The organism is Roseinatronobacter sp. NSM (assembly GCF_052379845.1).
In the GTDB taxonomy this organism is placed as follows: Bacteria; Pseudomonadota; Alphaproteobacteria; order Rhodobacterales; family Rhodobacteraceae; genus Roseinatronobacter.
Genome location: NZ_JBQTCF010000044.1, coordinates 1 through 22,060 on the forward strand (window position 1 = coordinate 1; position 22,060 = coordinate 22,060).

General features: G+C 61.0%; 16 protein-coding genes and 2 pseudogenes. 14 read left to right on the top strand and 4 right to left on the bottom strand.

Features of this window, described 5'->3' with window-relative positions; translation table 11 throughout:
* Window positions 1-297: 297 nt before the first annotated feature.
* Window positions 298-816, top strand: coding sequence for a CIA30 family protein (locus ACTZWY_RS17740; protein ID WP_444792046.1), 519 nt, complete (start codon window positions 298-300; stop codon window positions 814-816).
* 317 nt (window positions 817-1,133) lie between these two features.
* Here ACTZWY_RS17740 and ACTZWY_RS17745 read toward each other — a convergent pair whose 3' ends face one another.
* Together ACTZWY_RS17745 and ACTZWY_RS17750 are read right to left on the bottom strand one after the other, a co-directional pair.
* Window positions 1,134-2,960 carry a TRAP transporter permease gene (locus ACTZWY_RS17745; RefSeq protein WP_444792047.1) on the bottom strand — a complete coding sequence of 609 codons (1,827 nt, stop codon included), beginning with the start codon at window positions 2,958-2,960 and terminating at the stop codon, window positions 1,134-1,136.
* Window positions 2,961-3,083: 123 nt separating this feature from the next.
* Window positions 3,084-4,052: a TAXI family TRAP transporter solute-binding subunit gene (locus ACTZWY_RS17750; protein WP_444792048.1), complete on the bottom strand. Its 969-nt coding sequence runs from the start codon at window positions 4,050-4,052 to the stop codon at window positions 3,084-3,086.
* A gap of 614 nt (window positions 4,053-4,666) precedes the next feature.
* On the opposite strand from ACTZWY_RS17750, the gene ACTZWY_RS17755 reads away from it, so the two are divergent.
* Both ACTZWY_RS17755 and ACTZWY_RS17760 read left to right on the top strand, forming a co-directional pair.
* Complete coding sequence (locus tag ACTZWY_RS17755) at window positions 4,667-6,598, top strand: methyl-accepting chemotaxis protein (RefSeq protein ID WP_444792049.1); 1,932 nt, start codon at window positions 4,667-4,669, stop codon at window positions 6,596-6,598.
* 183 nt (window positions 6,599-6,781) lie between these two features.
* Window positions 6,782-7,060 (top strand): annotated as a pseudogene (locus ACTZWY_RS17760) (IS66 family transposase); the annotation flags it as partial.
* Between the two features lie 72 nt (window positions 7,061-7,132).
* Here the strand turns inward: ACTZWY_RS17760 and ACTZWY_RS17765 are convergent.
* Window positions 7,133-7,855 carry a helix-turn-helix transcriptional regulator gene (locus ACTZWY_RS17765; RefSeq protein ID WP_444792050.1) on the bottom strand — a complete coding sequence of 241 codons (723 nt, stop codon included), beginning with the start codon at window positions 7,853-7,855 and terminating at the stop codon, window positions 7,133-7,135.
* 457 nt (window positions 7,856-8,312) lie between these two features.
* Between ACTZWY_RS17765 and ACTZWY_RS17770 the strand changes: the two genes are divergently transcribed.
* The 8 genes and pseudogenes from ACTZWY_RS17770 to ACTZWY_RS17805 all read left to right on the top strand — a co-directional run.
* On the top strand, window positions 8,313-9,389 hold the full coding sequence (locus ACTZWY_RS17770) for a hypothetical protein (protein ID WP_444792051.1): 1,077 nt from the start codon (window positions 8,313-8,315) through the stop codon (window positions 9,387-9,389).
* Window positions 9,386-13,129: a vWA domain-containing protein gene (locus ACTZWY_RS17775; protein ID WP_444792052.1), complete on the top strand. Its 3,744-nt coding sequence runs from the start codon at window positions 9,386-9,388 to the stop codon at window positions 13,127-13,129. Before ACTZWY_RS17770 ends, ACTZWY_RS17775 begins: the two co-directional genes overlap by 4 nt.
* 3 nt (window positions 13,130-13,132) lie before the next feature.
* Entirely contained in the window at window positions 13,133-13,840 is a 708-nt protein-coding gene (locus tag ACTZWY_RS17780; RefSeq protein WP_444792053.1) for a hypothetical protein, read from the top strand.
* A gap of 288 nt (window positions 13,841-14,128) precedes the next feature.
* Window positions 14,129-15,076 carry a phosphate/phosphite/phosphonate ABC transporter substrate-binding protein gene (phnD, locus tag ACTZWY_RS17785; protein ID WP_444792054.1) on the top strand — a complete coding sequence of 316 codons (948 nt, stop codon included), beginning with the start codon at window positions 14,129-14,131 and terminating at the stop codon, window positions 15,074-15,076.
* Between the two features lie 75 nt (window positions 15,077-15,151).
* Window positions 15,152-15,979, top strand: coding sequence for a phosphonate ABC transporter ATP-binding protein (gene phnC / locus ACTZWY_RS17790; RefSeq protein ID WP_444792055.1), 828 nt, complete (start codon window positions 15,152-15,154; stop codon window positions 15,977-15,979).
* A complete protein-coding gene (gene phnE / locus ACTZWY_RS17795) occupies window positions 15,976-16,779 on the top strand; it encodes a phosphonate ABC transporter, permease protein PhnE (RefSeq protein WP_444792056.1) in 804 nt (267 codons plus the stop codon). Before phnC ends, phnE (ACTZWY_RS17795) begins: the two co-directional genes overlap by 4 nt.
* Window positions 16,776-17,588: a phosphonate ABC transporter, permease protein PhnE gene (phnE, locus tag ACTZWY_RS17800; protein WP_444792057.1), complete on the top strand. Its 813-nt coding sequence runs from the start codon at window positions 16,776-16,778 to the stop codon at window positions 17,586-17,588. The genes phnE (ACTZWY_RS17795) and phnE (ACTZWY_RS17800) overlap by 4 nt, the downstream gene beginning before the upstream one ends.
* Window positions 17,589-17,678: 90 nt before the next feature.
* A pseudogene (locus ACTZWY_RS17805) lies at window positions 17,679-17,913 on the top strand (polyphosphate kinase 2); the annotation flags it as partial.
* On the opposite strand, the gene ACTZWY_RS17810 reads toward ACTZWY_RS17805, so the two are convergent.
* Window positions 17,852-19,012 carry a glycosyltransferase family 4 protein gene (locus ACTZWY_RS17810; protein WP_444792058.1) on the bottom strand — a complete coding sequence of 387 codons (1,161 nt, stop codon included), beginning with the start codon at window positions 19,010-19,012 and terminating at the stop codon, window positions 17,852-17,854. The pseudogene ACTZWY_RS17805 and the gene ACTZWY_RS17810 overlap by 62 nt on opposite strands.
* A gap of 231 nt (window positions 19,013-19,243) precedes the next feature.
* Between ACTZWY_RS17810 and ACTZWY_RS17815 the strand changes: the two genes are divergently transcribed.
* The 3 genes from ACTZWY_RS17815 to ACTZWY_RS17825 are packed head-to-tail and all read left to right on the top strand — an operon-like array spanning window position 19,244 to window position 21,939.
* Complete coding sequence (locus ACTZWY_RS17815; RefSeq protein ID WP_444792059.1) at window positions 19,244-20,062, top strand: UDP-2,3-diacylglucosamine diphosphatase; 819 nt, start codon at window positions 19,244-19,246, stop codon at window positions 20,060-20,062.
* Complete coding sequence (locus ACTZWY_RS17820) at window positions 20,059-21,264, top strand: DUF3419 family protein (RefSeq protein ID WP_444792060.1); 1,206 nt, start codon at window positions 20,059-20,061, stop codon at window positions 21,262-21,264. Before ACTZWY_RS17815 ends, ACTZWY_RS17820 begins: the two co-directional genes overlap by 4 nt.
* Window positions 21,265-21,267: 3 nt before the next feature.
* Entirely contained in the window at window positions 21,268-21,939 is a 672-nt protein-coding gene (locus ACTZWY_RS17825) for a class I SAM-dependent methyltransferase (protein WP_444792061.1), read from the top strand.
* Window positions 21,940-22,060: the final 121 nt, after the last annotated feature.

Below are 22,060 nucleotides of genomic sequence, written 5' to 3' on the forward strand. Positions count from 1 at the left end.
TGCTTCAGTGTATCTGCTTGTCTTCATTCGAATTCTCCTCGTTCATCTTGCCGAGAAAATTCTACTTTTGCAGCCCCTTAATTTCGGGGGGGATTACCCCCCCGAACCACGCCGGACCATCTGCGCATGACGACCCTGAAATTCCCCCTTCTTCATTGCACTACCGGATCACAGCGGCGCGCGTCACCAGCTGTGACGCGCTTTCAGAATGTCATATCGGCGTGATCGGGCTACCTCTCCCCCATCGCATACCCTCCTGACACACTGACTACCACAACACCAAAGGACAGCCCCACCATGACATCCCCTGACACTGTGATCGATGACCTTTCCGCGCCCCATCCGCGCGCGGCGAACGGGGCCGTTTGGGATTTGGTGTCAGACCGCGTCATGGGCGGTGTCTCTCGCGGGGTGATGACCCGAGAGGTGGTCTGTGACCGCCCTGCCCTGCGCATGCAGGGAGGGGTCAGTTTGGAAAATAACGGCGGGTTCATCCAGATCGCCCTCGACCTTGATCCGCGCGGCGGCACGGTCGATGCGCGGGCTTGGGCCGGGATCGAGATGGACGTCACCGGCAATGATGAGGACTACAATCTTCACCTGCGCACGCGCGATGTGACACGGCCATGGCAGTCCTACCGCGCCAGCTTCCGGGCGACACCAGATTGGCACCGCATCCGGCTTCCCTTCGCCGATTTTACCGCGCACAGGATCGACACTGCGTTCGACCTGTCACAGTTGCGCCGGATCAGCATCGTGGCCATCGGTCGGGCGTTTGACGCGGACCTCGCCATCGCCGGGGTCCGGTTTTTCTGATAAGCATATCCGGCTGAGCCTCGCGGGAGCCGGATCGTCCCGCCAGTGACAGGCCGCCTGAATGGGGCGGGAATACCCCACCCCAAGAAAGGCCTGCATCGCGCAGCCTTGGCCTGCTAATCTGCATTCAAGACTGACCCGGCAAGATCATCCTGATGGCGCTATAGCACACCAAACCCGGGGCTAGCGCGCCGGTCTATCTGAAGCCCCGCGACGTCGTGGAATTGAGCGCGCCGCATTGAGGCTTATAGCGCCAATGGTCGTTCAAGGTTGATCTGACGCTTCAGTTGGTGGCAAAGCTGCCACTGCTTGATAGCTCAGAGCAGGAAAATAACGCCCAGACCCGCAGGCAGCGCAGGCAAACGCATCCATTCCAGAAGCGGCTGGCGCGCGGCACCGATCACAGCGAAACTTATCAGCCACAATCCCAGCGCGATCTGCGCCATCACGACAAGCGCGGCCGCGGGTGCCGTTGCAAGCTCTAGTATGGCGGGATTGGCCACGAATCCCAACGGGATAATGAACAACCCGACCCCAAGGCGCATCGCATTCCCTGCGACTGGCAACCACGGCGTTTTCGCAATCGCGGCAGCGATATAGACATTGCCGCAGACTGGCGGTGTGATCGTGCAAAGCAGCGCATACCAGAAGACGAAGAGATGCGCCTGCAGCTCTGGCAGCCCCATCCCGACCAATGCAGGCGCCGCCACTGCCGCACAGATCACATAGGCGGCGGTCGTCGGCAGTTCCATGCCCAGGATCAGCGCAGCCAGCGCCGTCAGCAAAAGCGCAATCCATAACCGGCCGTCCGACGCTGACAAGATCACCGAGGTCAGCTTGACGCCCAGTCCGGTCATGTTGAAGACGCCCACCACGATTCCGGCGCAAACGATGACGGCTGCAATGACCGCCACCTGCTGCGCAGCCGTAACCAAGGCGACCAGCGTGCGGCGATACCAGCCTTGCAGCGACAGACTGCCATCCGGCTCGAAAACCAGCGTCAACCAGGTCACGATGGTTGCGAAAACAGCCGCATAAGCAAGTGTGAAACTGGTGAACACCAGCGTACCAACGAGGATGGAAAAGGGCAGCATGAAAAACGGCACTGACCGCGCCACTGCGGCCCAGCCGGGCAACAGCTCTTTCGGCAGGGCGGCCAGATTGCTGCGCAGGGCGTAGACATGCACGCCGAACCAGGCCGCGAGGAAGAACAGGATCGCAGGCAAAAGGGCCGCGACCATGATTTCGGTATAGGGCACGCGCACCAGCTCGGCCATCACGAAGATACCTGCGCCCATCACCGGCGGCAGGATCTGCCCGCCAGTCGAGGCAACGGCCTCGGTCGCGGCGGCGAGTTGTGGCGGATAGCCAAGACGTTTCATGGTCGGGATGGTGATCATCCCGGTGGATGCTGTATTCGCTGCGGCCACCCCGGAAATTGAGCCATAGAAAGCCGAGGACAGGATCGCCACCTTGGCTGCCCCTGCCCGCGCGCGGCCTGCAATCTGGGTGGCGAAGGCCATGAACCCGGTCCCGGCCTGACCTGCCGATATGAAGCCCCCCAAAATCACAAACATCGCGATTGTATCGACCGACGTGCCGGTCAATGTGCCCCACAGCCCGCCCTCGGTTATGGTGAGCGTGCCCAGCAGGTAATCCACCGGCATACCTGCGTGCCCGAACCTGCCGGGGATGAACGGGCCAAGAAACGCATAGGCGAGTACAATCGCGGCGACGGCTGGCAACACGATCTTGATCGCGCGACGTGCCATTTCCAGCACCACAACGATCAGCGCGCAGGCAAGGGCGATCTGCAACGGCCCGTCAAGCGCGCCGAATTGCTGGATAAGATCGCGCCGGTTGAGCATGATCAACCCGCAGATCGTCAGCCCGACAGCAAGGAATGCCCATCCTGCCCAATAGGACACGCGCCCGCCTTGGGCTGCCGCGCCAATGACGAATATCCAGGGCAGCGCCAGTGCCAGATGCGCGGGGCGGGTGATCAGATTAGGGATCAGGCCCGCGAAAGCGTTCCACATATGGAAACTGACCAACGCAATCGCCAGCGCAATCGCGACCGCACCGAAGCGTTTGCCGTCTACCTCCACTGTCAGCCAGGTTTCGAGAAATTCGGGACGGGTCATCGGGGCCTCGGTTTCAGGGGTCTGTGTGGCAAGGCGCTGGGCGGATCAGGTTGGCCAACACGCGCGCGCAGCATCGGCGTTGCGCGCGCGTCCATCTTGCGAACCCGCCCTGTCGTAACCCTGTCAGGGCATTTCAACGCCTTGGGACTCATAAAACGCGGCAACGCCCTCATGCAGCGGCGCGCCTAGCTGCGGGACCAGATCAGGCGTCACGCCTGCCCACCATGGGTTGGTATCTGCCATATCGGCGCGCTGCTCCCAGAAGGCCGACACGATGGCCAACGCCGTGTCGTCATCCATATTGGTGGCATAGGCGCCCACCGGCACGGCCATGGTCGCGATTTCCTCGTCGATGCCTGCGTAAGTATTGGCCGCAACAGTGACAGCCCCCGCGCCGGGGTTGGCCTCGATAATTGCTGCGCGCTCGTCCTCCGTAAAGGACAGGATACGCACCGGCAGCGTGGCTGCCAGTTCCTGCACTTGCGGTGTCGGATGGGCTGAACAGGTCGCGTAGCCATCGACCTGATTGTTGCGCAACGCCCCCGGCGCGCCCGACAGCTCCATGTCTGGCGCGTTCACGCTGTCGGCAATCCCCAGCGTTTCAAAAATGGAAGCCACCTGACGCTGGCAGAATGTCCCGGTCCCACCGGAAATGAAGCTGCGCCCCGCCAGATCCGCGACAGTGTGGATATCGCTATCTGCACGCACCACCAGATGGATCGTAATGAAAGGCATGGGGAACAGCGTGCGGATATTGTCATAATTCCCACGCTCGAAAGGGGCTTCACCTGCTATTGCATCTGCAATCAGGTTTGGGGGGGTCGTGAACAGGAAGGCACCCGGCCGCCGACCTGCTTCTGCCACGTTCTGCACCGAGCCTTGGCTTTCCTCGACTGTGGGCTGGATCGCGCCGTCAGATTGCGCTTGCAGCATTTCCCCGAGTTGCACCATCATCACGTAGTAAGAGCTGGTCGATGACGCCGACTTCAGCGTGACCCGTGTTTCGGCGGATGCCATTGACGCCAACGCCAAACCCGCGCCCAGCGCAAGAGCACTTGCGCCTATGGTTTTTGCAACTCTAGTGACAAACATTTTTTCTCCCCCTCTTTGGATCGTTGCGGCTGTTCCGCTTTGACTGGATGTTCAGAAAATCAGCTTGTCGAGCCATTGACAAGCAAAAGGGACGGTGATGCGCCAAGAAGGAAGCCCCCCAGCCGAGCGCTTTTTCGATTCTGGTCCGTCGCTTCTGGGACGGTGCAGGTTCCTCATGTCGGGCCGATCGACCGTTAAGTTCAGAATGTTTGGTTTGCTGAACGACGCGGGGGGGACGCACGGGCTTTGCGCAAAGCGGCACAAAACCAAGCGCGCCGTCACTTTTATCGTGCCCGCGGATCTCGCCATCACCGGTATCCGGTTTCCCACATTCATGTCCCCAAGCCGGCGCAAAGCCTACACAGATGCGCACCAAACCGGCAAGATGACGGCTTTTCTTTCCACCCCGGCAGATTGTCATGCATACCGCACTGCGCCCGGCCGCCCCGATGCGTGTGCCCCCCGCGCGGGCCTAGGCGGGGGAATGGCGCTAAGTGCTAGCCCACCCACGGGGCCGGACAGGTTTGACCCCAGACGCCCGCCCGCGCGTGAAACAGAGGATTAAACCTTTTGCGCTAACATCAGGGCGAATCAATCAGCAGGGCACAAGTATTATGACCAGACTCCTTGAGCGGCTTTCCTTGACCCAGAAAGTAAGCATCGCCGCGCTTTCTATGTTGGGATTTCTCGCTGTTACGATTATCGTGGTTACGAACCATTCAAAACGCGAGATGCTGATAACAAACGCGCAGGAATTGCAGCGGATGACATTGCGCATTCAGGCCAATGATCTGGCGCGCGCCTTCGACAATTTCTCCTATCAGATCGACGCCGACGGTTTCTTGGTCAACGTGCGCTGGACAGAAATCCCCGATTTCGAAAGCCACAATCTGGTTGATCAGGTGGGCGTGCAATCAGGCCAGACCAACACGATTTTCCGCTATGACGCTGCGCAGGGCGAATTTGTGCGTCTGACCACGAATATCGTGCGCCCTGATGGCACGCGCGCCGTGGGCACGGTGCTGGGGGCTGCTGGCATAGTCCATCAGGCGATCATGCGCGGCGAAACATATGCCGGTGAAGCATTGATCCTCGGCACGAATTACCTCACGATTTATGTGCCGGTCTATGACGCGGGCGGGGCACTCAATGGGGTGCTTTATGCTGGGGTGCAGATTGATACTATCAACGCGCTTCTTCATGCCGAGCTGATCAACGTGCTCATGCTCGCGGCTCTCGCCCTTGCCCTCGCCGCGTTGATTGTGGTTTTCGTTACACGCAGCGCCCTGCGCCCGCTTGGGGCCGTCAATGCCGCCATGCAGGCCATCGCCTCAGGGCAACATGAAACGCAGGTGCCCGCGACGGGGCTGCGCGATGAAATCGGGGCAATCGCCCGCAATCTGGAAAGCTTCCGCGACCAACTGGCCGCTGCGGCCCGCGCACGCGCAGCTTCGGAAGCGCAGGATCAGGCCCGCAATGCCGAACAGGCCAAACAAATGCGTGTGCAACAACGCGTGGTCGACGATATGTCCAGGGCGTTGCAGCAACTATCCGAAGGGGATCTCTCGGCACAGATCACCAACCCGACGCATGACCCGTTCCCGACCGAATATGATGCACTCCGTCAGGCCTTCAACGGGGTCAGCGACAAGTTTTCCGAAACCATGCAGAGCATTACCAACGTCGCCGAACAGGTCAGCAATGGTTCAGGGGAAATCACATCTGCCGCCAGCGATCTGGCTTCGCGTGCCGAAACTCAGGCTGCAACACTCGAGCAATCGGCCGCAGCGCTCAATGAACTTACCGAATCCGTTCGATCCAGTGCGGGTGTGGCAAAAAATGCAGCGACCGCCTCGCAGGATAACCGCACCATCGCCGAAGAAGGTCGCCAGATCGTGGCAGATGCCATTGCGGCGATGCAGCAAATCGAAAAATCCGCTGATCAGATCACCCGCATCATCGCTGTTATCGACGATATCGCCTTTCAGACCAACCTTCTTGCTCTGAATGCCGGGGTCGAAGCCGCGCGCGCAGGTGAAGCCGGGCGCGGCTTCGCGGTTGTCGCCTCCGAAGTGCGCGGCCTGGCACAGCGCGCTTCTGATTCCGCCCGCGAAATCAAATCCCTGATCGTGGAATCATCGCATCATGTTGAAACCGGCTCATCGCTTGTCTCGCGCACAGGCCAAAGCCTCGAGCAAATTCTGCAAAAGGCCCATGAAGTTTCGGATCAGGTCAACATGATCGTGGTTGCCGCCGTTGATCAGGCAAGCGCGCTGGGCGAAATCAACAGCGGGGTGAACCAACTCGATCAGGTCACCCAGCAAAACGCCGCTGTCGCCGAGCAGAGCAACGCAGCCGCGATGTCGCTTCAACACCAAGCTTCAGAGCTGATGACAGAACTTGAGAAATTCAAGTTGACAGGACGCAGCGCAACCCTTGGGACGAACCTTCGGAATGCACCCCGGCAGCAGTTTGAAAGCTCATCCATACCAATGCGCAAGCGCGCCGCAGGCGGTGGCACCAATCCCCGCCTGATGGAGTTTTGAGCCATTGCGGGCTGACGCCACTGCGTGGGACACAACCCTGCGCCCAAATTGAACTTGTGCGCAGGGGAAGGTCGGACAGCCAGAGATTTGCCGAGGATGCCAGTCTGATCACAGCGGCTGTCAACAGGCAGAAATCGCCACACAAGGAAGATTGAAACCCAAGAATATTGCGCCTGCCGTGCGGGGCATCGCCCCCCCTGCGCCTGGTATCAGTTCAGCATTGATCGAAAGGGCGAGCACCCCGCCAACCATCTTGCAGGCTATACCGGCACGGTCCATGCCGATGGCTTCGCCGGGTTCAACGGCTTGTTCGGCAAGGGCAAGGCTGACGAACAGGCATGCATGGTCCATGTGCGCCGCAAATTCGTCGCTGAGGTCGAGCGCACTGACTCCCCCATTGCCCAACAGGCGATCAAAAAGATTGCAAAGCTTTGCGCAGTGGAAAAGGAGGCGCGGGGCAAAGACTGGCTGTGGAAGATCATGAGCCGCAAGAAACCCAAGCAGGCTGCGCTCGCCCTGGCCAGGGTTGCCGGATCAGGGGGCGATAATCCCCTGCGCTGTCGCGATCGCGATGGCCTGTTCGCGTGTCAATGCCCCCAATTTGCGGCGCGCGTTGCGCAGATAGAGCTCTATCGCGGCAGAGCTGAGATCAAGCGCTCGCGCAATGTCCTTGGTGCGATAGCCCTGTGCAAGAAATCGCAGGCATTGGACCTCGCGCGGTGCAAGCCGCGCCGAGGTTTGGCGCCGGGCCCCATCCAGCGCCTCATGCGCGTGCTGCGCGGCAAGACGAAGCTGGTCTTCGGAATGCAGCCGCAGGGCGTCCACCTCCTGACGCGACAGCGAGGATCCGATGTTCCACCCCGCAATGCCCCGATCCCCCTTCAGCCGGATGGTCGAGGAAAACCCGGCATTGATGCCAAAACTCGACGCCTCGTCGATCAGGGTCATCTGCGCGACCGACAGCCCTTGATGCAGGTCGGCATAGGCGATGCCCGTGCTGATCGGGCGAAAGGTGACACAACAATGGCTCAGAAACGGGTCAATCGCGGCATAGCCACGCTCTTTATATCGGGCGACCCAGGCATCCGGCAGGGTGGTTTGCAGCGCAAAATGTCCGGGGCCGGTGTCGACATGGATCAGCCTGTCAAATCCGTTCCGGGCAAAAAATGCCGCCGTGACCTCCCAAACCCGATCTGCGGCGCCAGGATCGTTTGTGGCGCAGATAGAGGAAAGTTCTTCAGAGAAATTGTCCAGCATACTTGTTCTCCAATTCAAAAAACCAAGCTCGAAACCCTGCGGGGCAAAAATGCCGGCGGCACCCCTATATGGAATTCCTTATATTCTCATGCTGATCGCTCTGCGTCTACAAAGGCTTGATACAGGGCCATGCCTTGGACGGGCCTTGGTTCGATTGAGAGGGTTGGCACCATCCTTGGTGTCGTCCCTTTGGTCAGGACGCTTCGGACATATTGTTAACCTTTGGTAACTGTCAGGGAAAGGGCATGATCGGATATGAATCTGGGCGTATCGGGTCTGTTTGGTCAAGCATTCTTCGGTCATTGGTGGCATGCGCTTGCATGACGGACTGTCCGGTGGTTGCTTCCGTCCAAACGCGTGTCAACTGTAGGGTTGGCTTCGCGGTCTTGTGGCGCTGGCGGTCCCAGGGGTATGGGCTGGCGGCCATGTCGGCACCGCCATGGCCCAAGGCCGCCCGATGAGCGGGTTCAGCCCCTTGCGCCTGCTGGGCCGGATCAGCCCGGGCAGCAAGGGCGTTTTGTTCGGCCCATCGGCCATGCCTCGTCCCGCGCCACCCGCCTTGCCGTCCGCAGACCACACTGCAATCGTTGCCCGGCTGGCGCCTGTCCTGCAGGGACTGAACCGTGACAGGACGGTCCATGTCGACCAGATCGACCGCGCCCTGAAGCTCTATGGCGGTGGCGCTGCGGTGGTGGCCCTTGTGGTGGGCTGGGGTATCGGCGGCTCTTTCCCTGGCGGTCTGGCGCTGATGGCGCTTGCCGTTGTAAGCGTCGTCATCCTTGTGATGGCCAAGGCCGAGGATGGCCCCCGCGCAGAAACCCGCAGGCAAATCGTCGCGGCTGTCGCCGGGCAAATGTCGGACCTGATCCCGGATGCTGCGCCCGATATTCCGCGCGAATGGTTTGCCGGGCTGAGGCTGGTGCAGCAGGTCCGCAAGGTAATCGTCGATCTGCGCCTGACAGGCGAGCGCGCGGGCCGCGTCGTGGGCGTAACACGCGTCGGGCTGATGTTCGGCGAGGACAGGCGCTACGCGGAAAAGCACGACAAGGGCCTGAGCTTTGTCATGGTTCAGGTCTCCCTGCCAGAAACAGCAGCACGCACGGGCGTCACAGTCGTTATGCCCACCGATGCCAGCTGGAATGTCCGGCATGGGCCGAAGCTGTCGCACGGCCTGAAAACGGTGCAAACCGGCGACAAGACCTTTGACGCACTTTATACGGTCTATGGGGATCCCGCGCCGCTGACACCTGCCTTGCGGGCGGGTTTTGCCGGTCTGGAACGGCACGCGCGTTCTGCCAAGCACGGCCTGGCCGAGGTCGCGCCGGGCAATGGCCTGCGGCCATGGGTCGTGATCCTGCCCGGGCAGTTGGTGGTGCTGACGCCACTTGCCATGTTCGACGGCGCGTTCGAGCCGCCGGCCTTCTGGCTGCCGCTGGACCCCGACACGCTGATCCCCGCCTTTGCCGCCGATCTGGCCGTGCTGGACGGTTATCTGACTGCCGCCCTTTCCTTGCCTTTTGGAGATATCGCATGATCCGAATTTTTCCCGCGCTTGCCGCCCTGATGATCTCGGCCGCGCCAGCAATGGCCGAACGCGTCTCGGTGCTGGTGTTCGATGCCTCCGGCTCGATGTGGAACCGGGTCGAGGGCGACCTGACCCGGATCGAGGTCGCGCGCGACGTGATGGGTGACTATTTCGCCAGCCGCGACGGCGCGGTGCCCTTGTCGGTCATCGCCTATGGCCACAACCGGCGCGGCGATTGCCGCGACATAGAGGTCATCGCGCCCATGGGCCAGACCGCGCCGGGCGCGCTGGAAAGCCGCCTGCGCGCGCTGATGCCGCGGGGCATGACCCCGCTGACCGACAGCCTTGCGCGCGCGCGCGACCAAATCCCGCCCACCGCTGAAGCCGCCGATATCATCCTTGTGACCGACGGGCTGGAAACCTGCGAGGGCGACCCCTGCGCGCTGGCCGCCAGCCTTGCCGCCGAAGGCATCGACATCCGCGCCCATGTCGTGGGCTTTGGCCTGAGTGCGGTCGAGGTCGCGGCCCTGTCCTGTATCACCGACCAGACCGGGGGGATGCTATTCCAGACCAATTCCGGCGCCGAACTGGCCGAAGCGTTGCAACAGGTGAGCATGGCACCCGAAGCTGAACCTGAACCAGAGCCTGAACCTGAACAACCTGCCCGCGCCGCCGCCTTCGACATCGGCGACAAGGCAGAGGCGGGCTTCGATTATCGCATCCGCTGGAACGGCGAGGCGCGCTTCGTCGATTACATGGGCTTCGTTCCGCAGGGCGAAAGCCGCGCGCCTACGTCAAGCAGCTACCGTACAATCGGGGGGACGGCGGCAGCCCCCAACAACCCCGCCACCCGCACCGCACCGAAAACCCCGGGGATGTATGATCTGATCCTGTCCACTGCCCGCGACGGGATCATCGCCCGCCAGCCGGTCGAGGTGGTGGCCCCTGCCATGGGTTTTGACCCAATCGGGTCGGTCGAGCCGGGCAGCCGCGTGCTGTTTACCTTTCGCGCGCCGGAACAACTGGGAGAGCGGATCGTGATCGCTGATCTTGACCAGCCAGTGAATGAACATCAGCGTTATGATTGGGCCAACGCTTTGCACACGACAGGCACGACCAGGCTGACGGTGCCGAGCGTGCCCGGTGAATACGAATTGCGCTATCTGAACGCGGGGGCGACCGCGATCATGTTCTCGCGCCGCTTCGGTGTCGGAATCCCGTTCGCGGACACCGACCGGACCACCAGCGCCGAACTGGCCAACCAAGCCGCCGCCGCAACCCGGGGCGACGCGTCGCAAGACGAACTGGCGCAGGTCACCGCCACCTTCCGCCTGCCTGCTGACCTTCCGCAATCCGATGTTACATGGTCTGGGGTGCCCCTTGACCCTGACATGACCTCCGGCCCATGGGCGTCCGGGCAAACCGGCCCTGTCATCACCGACAGTTTCGAGCCCGGCACATGGCGCATCACCGCCACCGCACCCGGTGAGGTGACACTGTCGGCCGATGTGACGATCTTTCCGGGGCAGGCCAACGATTTCATCGTGCAGATCAACCCCGGCAGCGACGAGGATCACGGCGCGCTGGACCTGCAAGGGCCGTGGCGCATCCTGACCGTGCCGCCCTATGACGCGCCACCGGGAAGCCCCATTGATCCGATGAAGATCATGGATATCATATTGGAAACCCGCGCCGACGCCAACGGCTATCAGGGCCGCTTCACGCCTGCCCCCGCAGCCTTCGGCACGGTCTTGCTTGAGCGTGAAATTTACAGCGTGTTAGAGGAAGACGGCGCGCTGATCGTGACCATGGCGTTGCCGATGATCGACCCTGCGCCTTTCGTGCTGTCGGTCATGCCCTATGCCGAAGGCTATGCCGGAACACTGGTCGCCGGTGCCAACAGCCTGGCCGTCGTGTTCTGGCCCGACGCCGTGCCACTTCCGCCCGCCACACAACTGCGCGCGACGCTCTATGGCCCGGACCCCGCCGACCAAGGCTGGCTGAACGACGGGTCCGACGCGGTCTTTGCCTGTGCGCAATCGATCTGCGCCTGGACCGATCCTGCCAGTGGCCTGACCATTCCACTACCCATGGGCTGGAGCGTGACCGCCCCCGAATTCCAGACCGCATCAGCCGCGCCAACGGACATGGCCCTGCCCAGCCTGTCGCTGTTCGGGCCAGAGGGGCAGGAGTTGCGCCTGAACCCGCGCCAGTGGATCGACAGCAACGGCACCTGCCTTGAAACACCGGATCTGGGGCGCCTGTGCCATTTCGCAGATGCCGATATCACCGCGCAGATGGTTGCAGGGATGATCGCGTCGATGGTCCATCTTGGCCAACCCACCGCCGGCGCACAAACGCGGCCCGTCAGCGTATCCATTGCAGGCGCGGACCGATCCGAGATGCGCAAGGTGCGCATCCAGCTTGTTGCGGGCGAGGATGCGGCCTATCAGGTCGGCCAGCTGCATGACAGCGAGATGGCCGCGAAAGATCATCCGCTTGGTGTGGGCAATGTCTATGACATCCGCGCCGAAACCCTGTTTCGGGAATACCGCAACCGGAATGTCACCATCACCCCCGGCACCACGGTGCAGCAGGTGATGCTGGCCCCTGTCTACGCCTTCGATGAGGTGACATTGGAATTGCCCGATGATCCGGTCATTGCCTGGCCGAGCGCATTTTTCCCCGTCACGCTGGTGGCACCTTCGGATTTCCAGGGATCTATCGCTCTCCATGACGATGACGACCGCGATGCACCCGCGCTCTTTTCCATTTCCAGCGCTGAGCTGATGAACAGCACGGACCCTGTGCTGCCAGTCCCTGAAAAGCCCGGCTATTATGAAATCCGCTTTCTTGATATCAACGGTGAGATGTTCGGCGGGACAGTGTTCGAAGCCGTCGCGCCCGATGCGGCACAGGGCGCCGGGGCGCCCGAAGGTTCGGTCAGTGTTGCGCTGCTGTCGGATTGGGATCTGGTTGCAGGCTCGGGCGGGTACTTTTCCGTCGGGATCGAGGCACCGGCAGGTCTGGACGGGCAGCTTGTGATCGAAGGGCAGGACGGGACGGCGGTTTATGCCACAGGTCTTGCCGCACTGATCGACGCACAGGATCAGGCGCTGCCAATCCCCGATGCCCCCGGCATCTATATGATCACCATCACCGACAAGGCGGGGATTTTGCGCGCCACCACCGGGTTCGAGGTTGTTGCGGACAAGGCGCGCGATCACATCACAGTCACTTTGCGCGCGACCACACAATTCGGCGCGGGATGCATGATCGGGGCCGACCTCACCATGCCCCCCGGTCCGCGCATTACTGTCACCATCCCGGTGACGGGGGTTGACGCACAAGGTGCGGCGGTCACGCCGATCATGCGGACGGAGCGCGCGCAGGTTCTGGAAATCATCGGCTTTGACACCGCTGGGGCGACAATCGTTGATGCAAGTTTCCTGTCACCCTGCGAGGCGCTCATCCTGAACATGGGCCCCGCACAATGCCGCGTGGGTGAAAGTTCCACCATGGGCTCCTGCCCCTATCCGGTCAGCTACATCGCCCCAACCACGCTTTTGGCAGTGCAACAGGCGGGCAGTGACCCGGTCCTGCCAACGTCAGGCCAACCGGCTTTGCCCGATCGGGCACGCCCTGCCGCGACCAGCGGTGCCGCCCCCCACTTCATCGAGATCGACCTTGGCGACATGGATGCAGACACGTTTCTTGACATCCTGCTGCCCCAAACCGGATCGGAGTAACCCATGGCCCTGAAATTCATTGCCGCGATGGCATCCCTTGTCCTGTCCGCAGATGCCGCCCTTGCCCAAGGCACCCAAAAGGTCCAGCTTGCCGATTGCACCGGATCGGGCTGCACCTGCAGCGTCACGAACCTGACCCTGACCGAAGTTGCGGCCGCCCTGCCCATTGAAATCCCGGACGGCGCGGAAGATATGATGCTCGTGCGTGCGCCCAATGGCACCTTCGGCTGGAGCGCGATGGCACCCGCCGATCTGGACGTGCTGTATGGTGGCCAGGGCAATTGCCCATTGCAACTGTTCGAAGACATCGTGCCACGCGACGGCAGCTGGCATATCACCGATGTCGTCACCGACACCTCGCAATGCCCGATGGTGGCCTTGGCGGGAATGGGCGGGCTGGAAAGTGCCACCACCTCCGTCAACTGGGGCGGGCGCTTTCATCCCGAAAGGCTGTTTCCCGAAACCCGTGGCATGGTGCGCTGGTCACAAACCGGGCATCTGTCATGGCGCGGGGTCGTCGTGGATGAAAAGGTCGAAGGCGCTTTTGCACGCGTCACCTTTACTGCACGCCTGATCAGCCCGACGCTGATCCGCGGTGAAAGCCGCTTTGCCTTCAACATGCATGGCATCGGCGGGATGAACGCTGCCACCCTTGCCGCAGGCGGGGGCTGCCTGACGGTCACAAGCTACGTTGCACGCTGGCGCGGATGACAAACCTCGGAAGAAGGAAGCCGCAGGTGCCATGGGCTGACCTATGGGGAAAGTGTGCAGGCGCTTGCGGCGACGGCTGCGTTAGGCGTGCGGCTGACGAAGCGCATGGTGCCTGAGACCGGGGCAAAAGCGCTTGATGATCCCGGAAACGCTGGGTGATTTGGCGTAAAATCCATCCTGTTTCGCGCCGAAGGAAGACATCGTCACCAAATCTTCACGCAACCGTCATCCTAGCGTTACATCGAAAACATAAGCCGCACTCAAGCTCAACTTCTAAAGGGAAAAGACATGACTGCACGGCTTCTCTCGACAGTGGCGCTTAGCGTCACCCTTGCGCTGCCTGCTGGCGCATTCCAACTCGACCCGCGCTTTACCGACAATGACGGCGACTTGGTCGCAGATATACCGACCGATCCAAGTGAATGGGTCGACCCGCCGGTTCTGGTTTTTGCCTATACCCCTGTCGAAGACCCCGCTGTCTATGAGGATGTCTGGGCCGAATTCATTGATCATTTGTCGGACGCGACAGGCAAGCCCGTGCAGTTCTTCCCGGTTCAGTCCAACGCCGCCCAGCTTGAAGCCATGCGCGCAGGCCGGTTGCATATCGCCGCAGTGAACACCGGCGGCAATCCGATCGCGGTCGCCTGCGCGGGTTTTCGTCCCTTCGCGATGATGGCGGCTGAAGATGGGTCTTTCGGCTACGAGATGGAAATCGTTACCTATCCCGGATCGGGCATCGAGGCGCTTGCCGATCTTGATGGTCGTCAGCTGGCGTTCACCTCGGAAACTTCAAACTCTGGCTTTAAGGCCCCACAGGCATTGCTGGAATCTGAGTTTGGTCTGGTTGTTGAAGAAAACTACACGCCGGCTTTCTCGGGCGGTCATGACAACTCTATCCTTGGTGTTGCCAATCAGGACTATGACGCCGCCGCCATTGCCAATTCCGTCCTGACCCGGATGGAAGCGCGCGGTGTTGTCAGCCGCGACGATCTGGTGACAATCTACAAATCCGACACCTTCCCGACGTCTGGCTACGGCACGGTCTATAACCTGCATCCCGAATTGCAGGAAAAGATCCGTGATGCGTTCTTCAGCTTCGAGTGGGAAGGCACGGGCCTCGAGCGTGAGTTTGGCGCGCAAGGCGAGAGCCAGTTCATTCCGATCACATTCCAGGAAAACTGGTCGGTGATCCGTCAGATCGATGCAGCGATGGGCGTGAGCTATACCTGCAACTGAGGATTTCAGCACCAAATCCTTTTCGGCAGGCAGAGCTATGGTTCTGCCTGCTCAGCTTTTTCGGGGAATGCTCATATGCTCAGGATCGAAGGTCTGACAAAGACCTACAAAACAGGGGACAAGGCCTTGGCAGATGTCTCTTTCGAGGTGCCGAAGGGACAGGTCATCGGGTTGATTGGACCGTCCGGTGCCGGAAAATCCACGCTGATCCGCTGTATCAACCGACTGGTCGAGCCAAGCTCTGGCGCGATCTGGCTCAATGAAGTGAACCTGCCTGCCCTGCGCACGGGCGAGTTGCGCCGCGCGCGCCGCCGGATCGGGATGATCTTTCAGGAATATGCGCTGGTCGAGAGGCTGACGGTGATGGAGAACGTCCTTTCAGGCCGTCTGGGCTATGTTGGCTTCTGGCGCAGCTTCATGCGCCGCTATCCAAGCGGGGATATTGCAAATGCCTATCGCCTGCTGGATCGTGTGGGGCTGATGGCGCATGCTGACAAGCGCGCCGATGCGCTGTCGGGCGGACAGCGCCAGCGCGTGGGGATCGCGCGGGCCTTGGCGCAAGACCCCGAACTCTTGCTGATCGATGAGCCCACCGCCAGCCTTGACCCGAAAACAAGCCGTCAGATCATGCGGTTGATTGTCGAGATTTGTCGCGAGCGCGGCCTGCCGGCGATCATCAATATTCATGACGTGGTGCTGGCGCAGCAATTCTCGGACCGGATCATCGGGCTGCAATCAGGGCGCATGATCTTTGACGGCCCACCATCGGGCCTGACAGAGTCGGCTCTGACGAGCATCTACGGCCAAGAAGACTGGACCGCCATGCGCAAGGGTGCGTCCGAGGATGCCGAAGCCGAGGCAGAAGAGAAAGCGCAGGCCGAGAAGATGCTGAGGGCGCTATGAGCACAGCTTACTCGACCACATGGCGCAAACCACCACAGATGATCCAGTCGCGCGGGTGGCGCATTGCGCTTGCCTTGGGCGCGCTCCTCTATCTCGTGCTGGCGATTGGCACGATCGAGGTGAACTGGACGCGTGTCATCGCAGGCATGGAGCGCGCGCAGCGCTTTGTCGCGGGCTTTCTGCAGCCTGATTTCACCACCCGCTGGCGGGATATTTCCAACGGGCTGATGGAAAGCCTGACCATGACCTTCACCTCGACCGTAGTGGGGGTGCTGATCTCGATCCCCATCGGCGTGGGGGCCGCACGCAATATTGCACCTGCCTGGGTCTATTACATCTGCCGCAGCATCATTGCGGCCAGCAGGGCGCTTCAGGAAATCATCGTGGCAATCTTCTTCGTGGCCCTGTTCGGCTTTGGTGCCTTCGCGGGTTTCCTGACACTGACCTTCGCCACCATCGGCTTCATCGGCAAACTTCTGGCCGAGGATATCGAGGATATCGACGAAGCCCAGGCCGAGGCGATCCGCGCGACCGGGGCCAGCTGGATGCAATTGATCAACTACGCCATCCAGCCGCAGGTCATGCCGCGCCTGATCGGGCTGTCACTCTACCGGCTGGACATCAATTTCCGCGAATCCGCCGTGATCGGGATTGTGGGTGCAGGCGGCATCGGGGCAGCGCTGAACACGTCGCTGTCGCGCTACGAATACTCCAGCGCAGGCGCGATCCTCTTGATCATCATCGCCATCGTTATGGTGGCTGAATACTCTTCGGGCTATTTGCGAAAGTGGGTCAAATGAGCGTGGCAGTCACTGAAACGCCATTCTGGCAGCACCGCACACCCTTCAAGCGTCTGATGCTTTGGGCAGGCTGGCTGGCCTGTGTGGCGCTGTTTGTCTGGTGCTGGGAACGCATGACCCAGCGCACGATCTGGGCCTTTGTCTGGGACGCACCCAATGCCGCTGCCGATATCGGCAGCCGTGCCTTTCCACCGCGCTGGTCCTACATGGAACGCCTCTGGTGGCCGCTTTGGGACACAATCAACATCGCCACACTCGGCACTCTTCTGGGCATTCTGATGGCGGTGCCGCTTGCCTTCCTTGCTGCGTCGAACACCACGCCCTCGCGGCTTATCCTGCGGCCAATCGCCTTGTTCATCATCGTCGCGTCGCGTTCGATCAATTCGCTGATCTGGGCGCTTTTGCTGGTGTCCATTCTGGGGCCGGGCATTCTTGCGGGCATTTTGGCCATTGCGCTGCGCTCGATCGGCTTCATCGGCAAACTGCTTTACGAGGCCATTGAGGAAACCGACATTTCACAGGTCGAGGCGATCACCGCCACCGGGGCCAGCCAAGGCCAGATTCTGACCTATGGAATCGTGCCGCAAGTGTTACCCGCCTTCTATGGGATCAGTGTGTTTCGCTGGGACATCAATATCCGCGAAAGCGCCATTCTGGGGCTTGTCGGGGCCGGTGGTATTGGTGCGCAACTGAATGCCAGCCTAAACACATTGGCCTGGCCGCAAGTGTCCCTGATCATTCTGGTGATCTTGGGCACAGTGGTTGTCAGCGAATGGGTCTCGGCCAAGGTTCGGCACGCGGTGATCTGAGCATTCAAAGTGATGAACCCGCCCTTTGGATCAGATGCATAAAGGCGCGTGCAAGAATGCCGAAGGCGCCGGCGACATTGCTGTGGCCGGGAACAGGGCACCAATGCCAAGGAAGATATGCTTGAGCGCACCAATAGCGCCGTGGTATTTGGCCTAAGGCACCGACAAGCGGCGGGCGCGGCTGAATTGCATTGACCATCTGCTGGGGTTGATTCCCTATCAGGATGTGCCGCATGATCCGATCACCCTGCCAGAGCGCGTGTTCAACCCTGATTATGAGCGGGCGATCCTGCCGCCGGAGTTGTATGTGCCGCGAAAGTACTGACCTCGGGTTGCATGCAGACTTTTGAGCTGCTGTTGCCGCGCAGGAATGCCGCTGCGACAGAGTTCCAGTCATAGGTGGCGCGCATATGAGCGGCACGCGCGGCGCGCCCGCCCGGCGCATTTAGCGCGCGCCGGATTGCGCATGCAAGATCGTCGTCAAGTGAACCCAGGCTTGGCTTTGTCACAATGTCCCGTGGCCCCGGCGCGTCATGCGCAGCAATCGGCAGGCCAGAGGCGAGAGCTTCGATCAGGACAATTCCGAATGTATCCGTGCGGGACGGAAAGACGAAAACATCTGCACGTCTATAGGCGTCCGCTAGTGCCTTGCCTTCCAGCTTGCCACAGAACTCTGCATCCGGGAATGCGCGCTGCAAGGCCCCAAGCGCCGGTCCATCGCCGACAATGACCTTGCGATGCGGCCCCAGAGCCCGCGCATCCAGCGACAGGAATGTCTCCAGCGACTTCTCGGGCGCGATACGACCAACATAAAGCAAGGTCGGGTGGTCGGTTCTGTCAGGTTCGTGTGTTTCCGGGGCCGGAAAAAACAGGGTTGTGTCCACACCACGCGACAGGCGTGCCAAAGGCATGTGGAACCCCCAGTTGCGCAACAGCGCCTCGATGGAAGGGGTTGCGACAAAGACAGGGCTTGCGCCATTGTGAAACCGGCATAGGGCGACGAGGGCGAGCCGCTCCAGCGCCACCCTGAACACGCGCGGGGCCCGCAGCGCGATATAGGCCGGGAAGTTGGTGTGAAACGATGTCGAGAATGCAAGCCCGTGCCGCAGACAATAGCGACGCGCGGCCCAACCCAGTGGGCCTTCAACTGCGATATGGATGATATCGGGATTGAACTGCGAAATAAGCCGCGCCAATCTTCGGCCCGGCCAGAGTGCAAGGCGGATTTCGGAATAGCCGGGCATGGGCAAGGTGGTGAACTCGGCAGGTCCGATCACACGCACCTCATGCCCCATGGCGCGCCATTCGCGCGTCAGGTGCTGATAGCTGCGCACGACGCCATTCACCTGAGGCTCCCATGCGTCGCTGATGATCAGGATGCGCGGTCGTGATGCGGGTGTTCCGGGATCAGATGGCAAAGGCATGGGAATCGGTTGATTTTTGCACAACTCTGAGTGTGACGCGCGGATGTAACAACCAGATGTCCGTCGCGCATGTCCCGCTTGCGCACGCAAGCGCGGCCCTATCCGGCCTCGATCCTGCCCTGTGGCGCATCGGGTACAGTTGGGCCTTGCTATAAAACTGATACCTCACGGTCACAAAATCGTTGCCCCGTGGCGTCATTTGATCTGCATCGGAGCCATCTGGATGCTGACATGCCGTTTGACCGCCCATTTCAAAGGCCGAAACCGAGACCCCGCACGTTATTCCTGTCAGACCTGCATCTTGGAGCGTTATCCGCGCGCGCCGAAGATGTGTTGCGCTTTCTGCGCGCCCATCCGGCGGACGTCTATGTGCTGGTTGGCGATGTTCTTGATCTTTGGCAACCCATGCTGCCGCATTGGAGCGCGCAGGATCAGGCGGTGATCGACTTTTTCCGCGCGCGTCACGCATCTGGTGCGCGCCTGGTCTATATCCGGGGCAACCATGATCCCGATCCGTCACGCATACCGGCCTATGCCGCCCTTCCCGCAGAACATCTGGACGCCTATGTTCATGAAACGCCAACCGGAAAACGCTTTCTGGTCATTCATGGTGATGAGGCCGACAGTCGCCTGATCCGGCTACACGCCATGACCCGGCTGGGCAGCCTGATCGACCATGGCTTGCGCCGTCTTGACACGTTCCTGTCGCGGCTGTCGCTTCGTGACCCCGAAATGCGCGGCTTTGCGAGCTGGCTTTTGTTTGCAGCGAATGCGTTGCGTTATCGCGGGCGCAGCCATGAGCGGCAGATGGTTGATCTTGCGCGCGCGCGTGGCCTCGACGGCGTCATCTGCGGGCATTTCCATATTGCCGCCCTGCATGACCATTTTGGCCTGACCTATGCCAATTGCGGCGACTGGGTGGACAGCATGACCGCGCTTTTGGACGAAGGCGATGGCGTCTTGCGTCTGATCGGTGGCCGCGAGGCGGCCTTGGATGTGCCCCTGCCTGCCAGACATTCACATTCTGACCAGAAAGCCCTTACGCAATGAGTGACGCCAGTGAAATCATGCGCCGGATTGATGGCGCTGTCTGCCAGAACCCGGTTACAAACCGTATCGGGCTGCAGGAACGGCTGTTTGCCCGGCTGTTTCAGGGGCTGGTCTATGCCCAGATATGGGAAGACCCGGTGGCCGATATGGCGGCGCTGGACCTGTCGCCGGGCAGCGATATCATTTGCATCGCCTCAGGGGGGTGCAATACAATGTCCTACCTGTTGACGGACCCGGCCTCTGTCACGGCGGTTGATCTGTCGCCCGCGCATATTGCGCTGCTCAATCTCAAGCGCGCCGCGGCAACGCATCTGGAACAGCCCGCGTTTTTCAACATTTTCGGCCATGCGGACAGACCGGGCAATCCGGCACTGATACAGAACAGACTTGCGCCGCATCTGGACCCCGAAAGCCGGGCGTTCTGGCAAAGGCACGCGAAACGCTTCGCGCGTGGCTTCTACCGGCAAGGGGTTCTGGGACGGTTCATCGGTGCGGTTCATCTGGTCGGGCGCGTGGCAAAAGTGGATTTTCGCCCCCTCTTGCAGGCGCAAAGCCTTGCCGAACAAGAGGTGTTCTTTACCCGCCAGATTGACCCGCTCTTCGACAAACGCATGGTGCGGTATCTCGCGCGACAGCGAGCGGCGCTGTTTGGTCTGGGCATTCCCCCCGCGCAGCATGACAAGCTTGCCGCAGATGCGCAGGGTGATATTGTGCGCGTGCTGCGCGCGCGGGCGCGGCGGCTGGTCTGCGACTTTCCCGTGAAGGACAATTACTTCCTTTGGCAGGCCTTTCATCGCGGATACGAGCCAGGCACCACGACGAACCTGCCGCCCTATCTGCAGCGCGCGAATTTCAACGCAGTCGCTGCGCGTGCCGGACGTATCCGCGCCGTCAATCACACATTCACGGATGAATTGGTCCGCCATGCGCCACACAGCCTGGATGCCTATATCCTGCTTGATGCGCAGGATTGGATGACTGATGCCCAACTGAACACGCTCTGGGCCGAAATTACCCGCACAGCCCGACCCGGCGCGCGGGTTCTGTTCCGCACAGGCGGCACAGATGACATTCTTCCCGGTCGCGTGTCCGATCAAGTGATGTCGTTTTGGGCCTATGATCCTGCCGCATCAAACCGGGCTTTCGCCCAAGACCGCTCGGCCATCTATGGCGGCGTGCATCTCTATCGTTATCAAGGCTGACGCATGAGCCGTCTGACACATGCTGCGTTGATGGATCGCACCTACCGCCACCAGCGACGGATTTACGATCTGACGCGCGCCTGGTTTCTGCTTGGACGCGATCATCTGATCGCGGATCTGGGCGTGCCTGCAGGCGGGCGTGTTCTTGAAATTGCTTGTGGGACAGGTCGCAACCTCGACCATATCGGGCGCCGCTATCCGGGCTGCGACCTCTACGGGTTGGATATCTCCGAACAGATGCTAGAGAGCGCGCGCGCCAAACTGGGGATGCGCGCTGTTCTGGTCCAGGGTGATGCATGCGGGTTTGATGCGCAAGCCACCTTCGGGGTGGCGCAATTCGACCGGATCGTGTTGTCCTACAGCCTGTCCATGATCCCCGACTGGCGCAGGGCACTGATCGAGGCCATGCGTCACCTTGCACCGGGCGGGAGTCTGCACATCGTGGATTTCGGAGTACAGGATCATTTGCCCCGTTTTGTCAGTGTGACACTGAATGCGTGGCTTGCCCGGTTCCATGTCATGCCGCGTCTTGAGCTACAGGCTGAGCTGAACAGGATGACAAAGAATAGCAGCATGACGCTTGATATGCAGCACCTGTATCGCAGCTATGCTCAGTATGCCGTGATCAGCTCAACTGAGCCTATCCCTGCGATACGCCCCAAGTCGGGGTTCTGACTGCGGGCTACAACCAAGGGCCCGCTGCCGCCTTGGGGAAGCGCATCTTTGCATTCCTGATCCGGTTGGCAAATCGCTTGTCGGCGCGATGGGCTACCTCGCGATCAAGCATCATGCCCAT

What these genes read in the sequence shown, in the direction of transcription:
- ACTZWY_RS17740 (WP_444792046.1), top strand. Translation starts at nt 298, where the DNA reads ATGACATCCCCTGACACTGTGATCGATGACCTTTCCGCGCCCCATCCG.
- ACTZWY_RS17745 (WP_444792047.1), bottom strand. Translation starts at nt 2,960, where the DNA reads ATGACCCGTCCCGAATTTCTCGAAACCTGGCTGACAGTGGAGGTAGAC.
- ACTZWY_RS17750 (WP_444792048.1), bottom strand. Translation starts at nt 4,052, where the DNA reads ATGTTTGTCACTAGAGTTGCAAAAACCATAGGCGCAAGTGCTCTTGCG.
- ACTZWY_RS17755 (WP_444792049.1), top strand. Translation starts at nt 4,667, where the DNA reads ATGACCAGACTCCTTGAGCGGCTTTCCTTGACCCAGAAAGTAAGCATC.
- ACTZWY_RS17765 (WP_444792050.1), bottom strand. Translation starts at nt 7,855, where the DNA reads ATGCTGGACAATTTCTCTGAAGAACTTTCCTCTATCTGCGCCACAAAC.
- ACTZWY_RS17770 (WP_444792051.1), top strand. Translation starts at nt 8,313, where the DNA reads ATGAGCGGGTTCAGCCCCTTGCGCCTGCTGGGCCGGATCAGCCCGGGC.
- ACTZWY_RS17775 (WP_444792052.1), top strand. Translation starts at nt 9,386, where the DNA reads ATGATCCGAATTTTTCCCGCGCTTGCCGCCCTGATGATCTCGGCCGCG.
- ACTZWY_RS17780 (WP_444792053.1), top strand. Translation starts at nt 13,133, where the DNA reads ATGGCCCTGAAATTCATTGCCGCGATGGCATCCCTTGTCCTGTCCGCA.
- phnD (WP_444792054.1), top strand. Translation starts at nt 14,129, where the DNA reads ATGACTGCACGGCTTCTCTCGACAGTGGCGCTTAGCGTCACCCTTGCG.
- phnC (WP_444792055.1), top strand. Translation starts at nt 15,152, where the DNA reads ATGCTCAGGATCGAAGGTCTGACAAAGACCTACAAAACAGGGGACAAG.
- phnE (WP_444792056.1), top strand. Translation starts at nt 15,976, where the DNA reads ATGAGCACAGCTTACTCGACCACATGGCGCAAACCACCACAGATGATC.
- phnE (WP_444792057.1), top strand. Translation starts at nt 16,776, where the DNA reads ATGAGCGTGGCAGTCACTGAAACGCCATTCTGGCAGCACCGCACACCC.
- ACTZWY_RS17810 (WP_444792058.1), bottom strand. Translation starts at nt 19,012, where the DNA reads ATGCCTTTGCCATCTGATCCCGGAACACCCGCATCACGACCGCGCATC.
- ACTZWY_RS17815 (WP_444792059.1), top strand. Translation starts at nt 19,244, where the DNA reads ATGCCGTTTGACCGCCCATTTCAAAGGCCGAAACCGAGACCCCGCACG.
- ACTZWY_RS17820 (WP_444792060.1), top strand. Translation starts at nt 20,059, where the DNA reads ATGAGTGACGCCAGTGAAATCATGCGCCGGATTGATGGCGCTGTCTGC.
- ACTZWY_RS17825 (WP_444792061.1), top strand. Translation starts at nt 21,268, where the DNA reads ATGAGCCGTCTGACACATGCTGCGTTGATGGATCGCACCTACCGCCAC.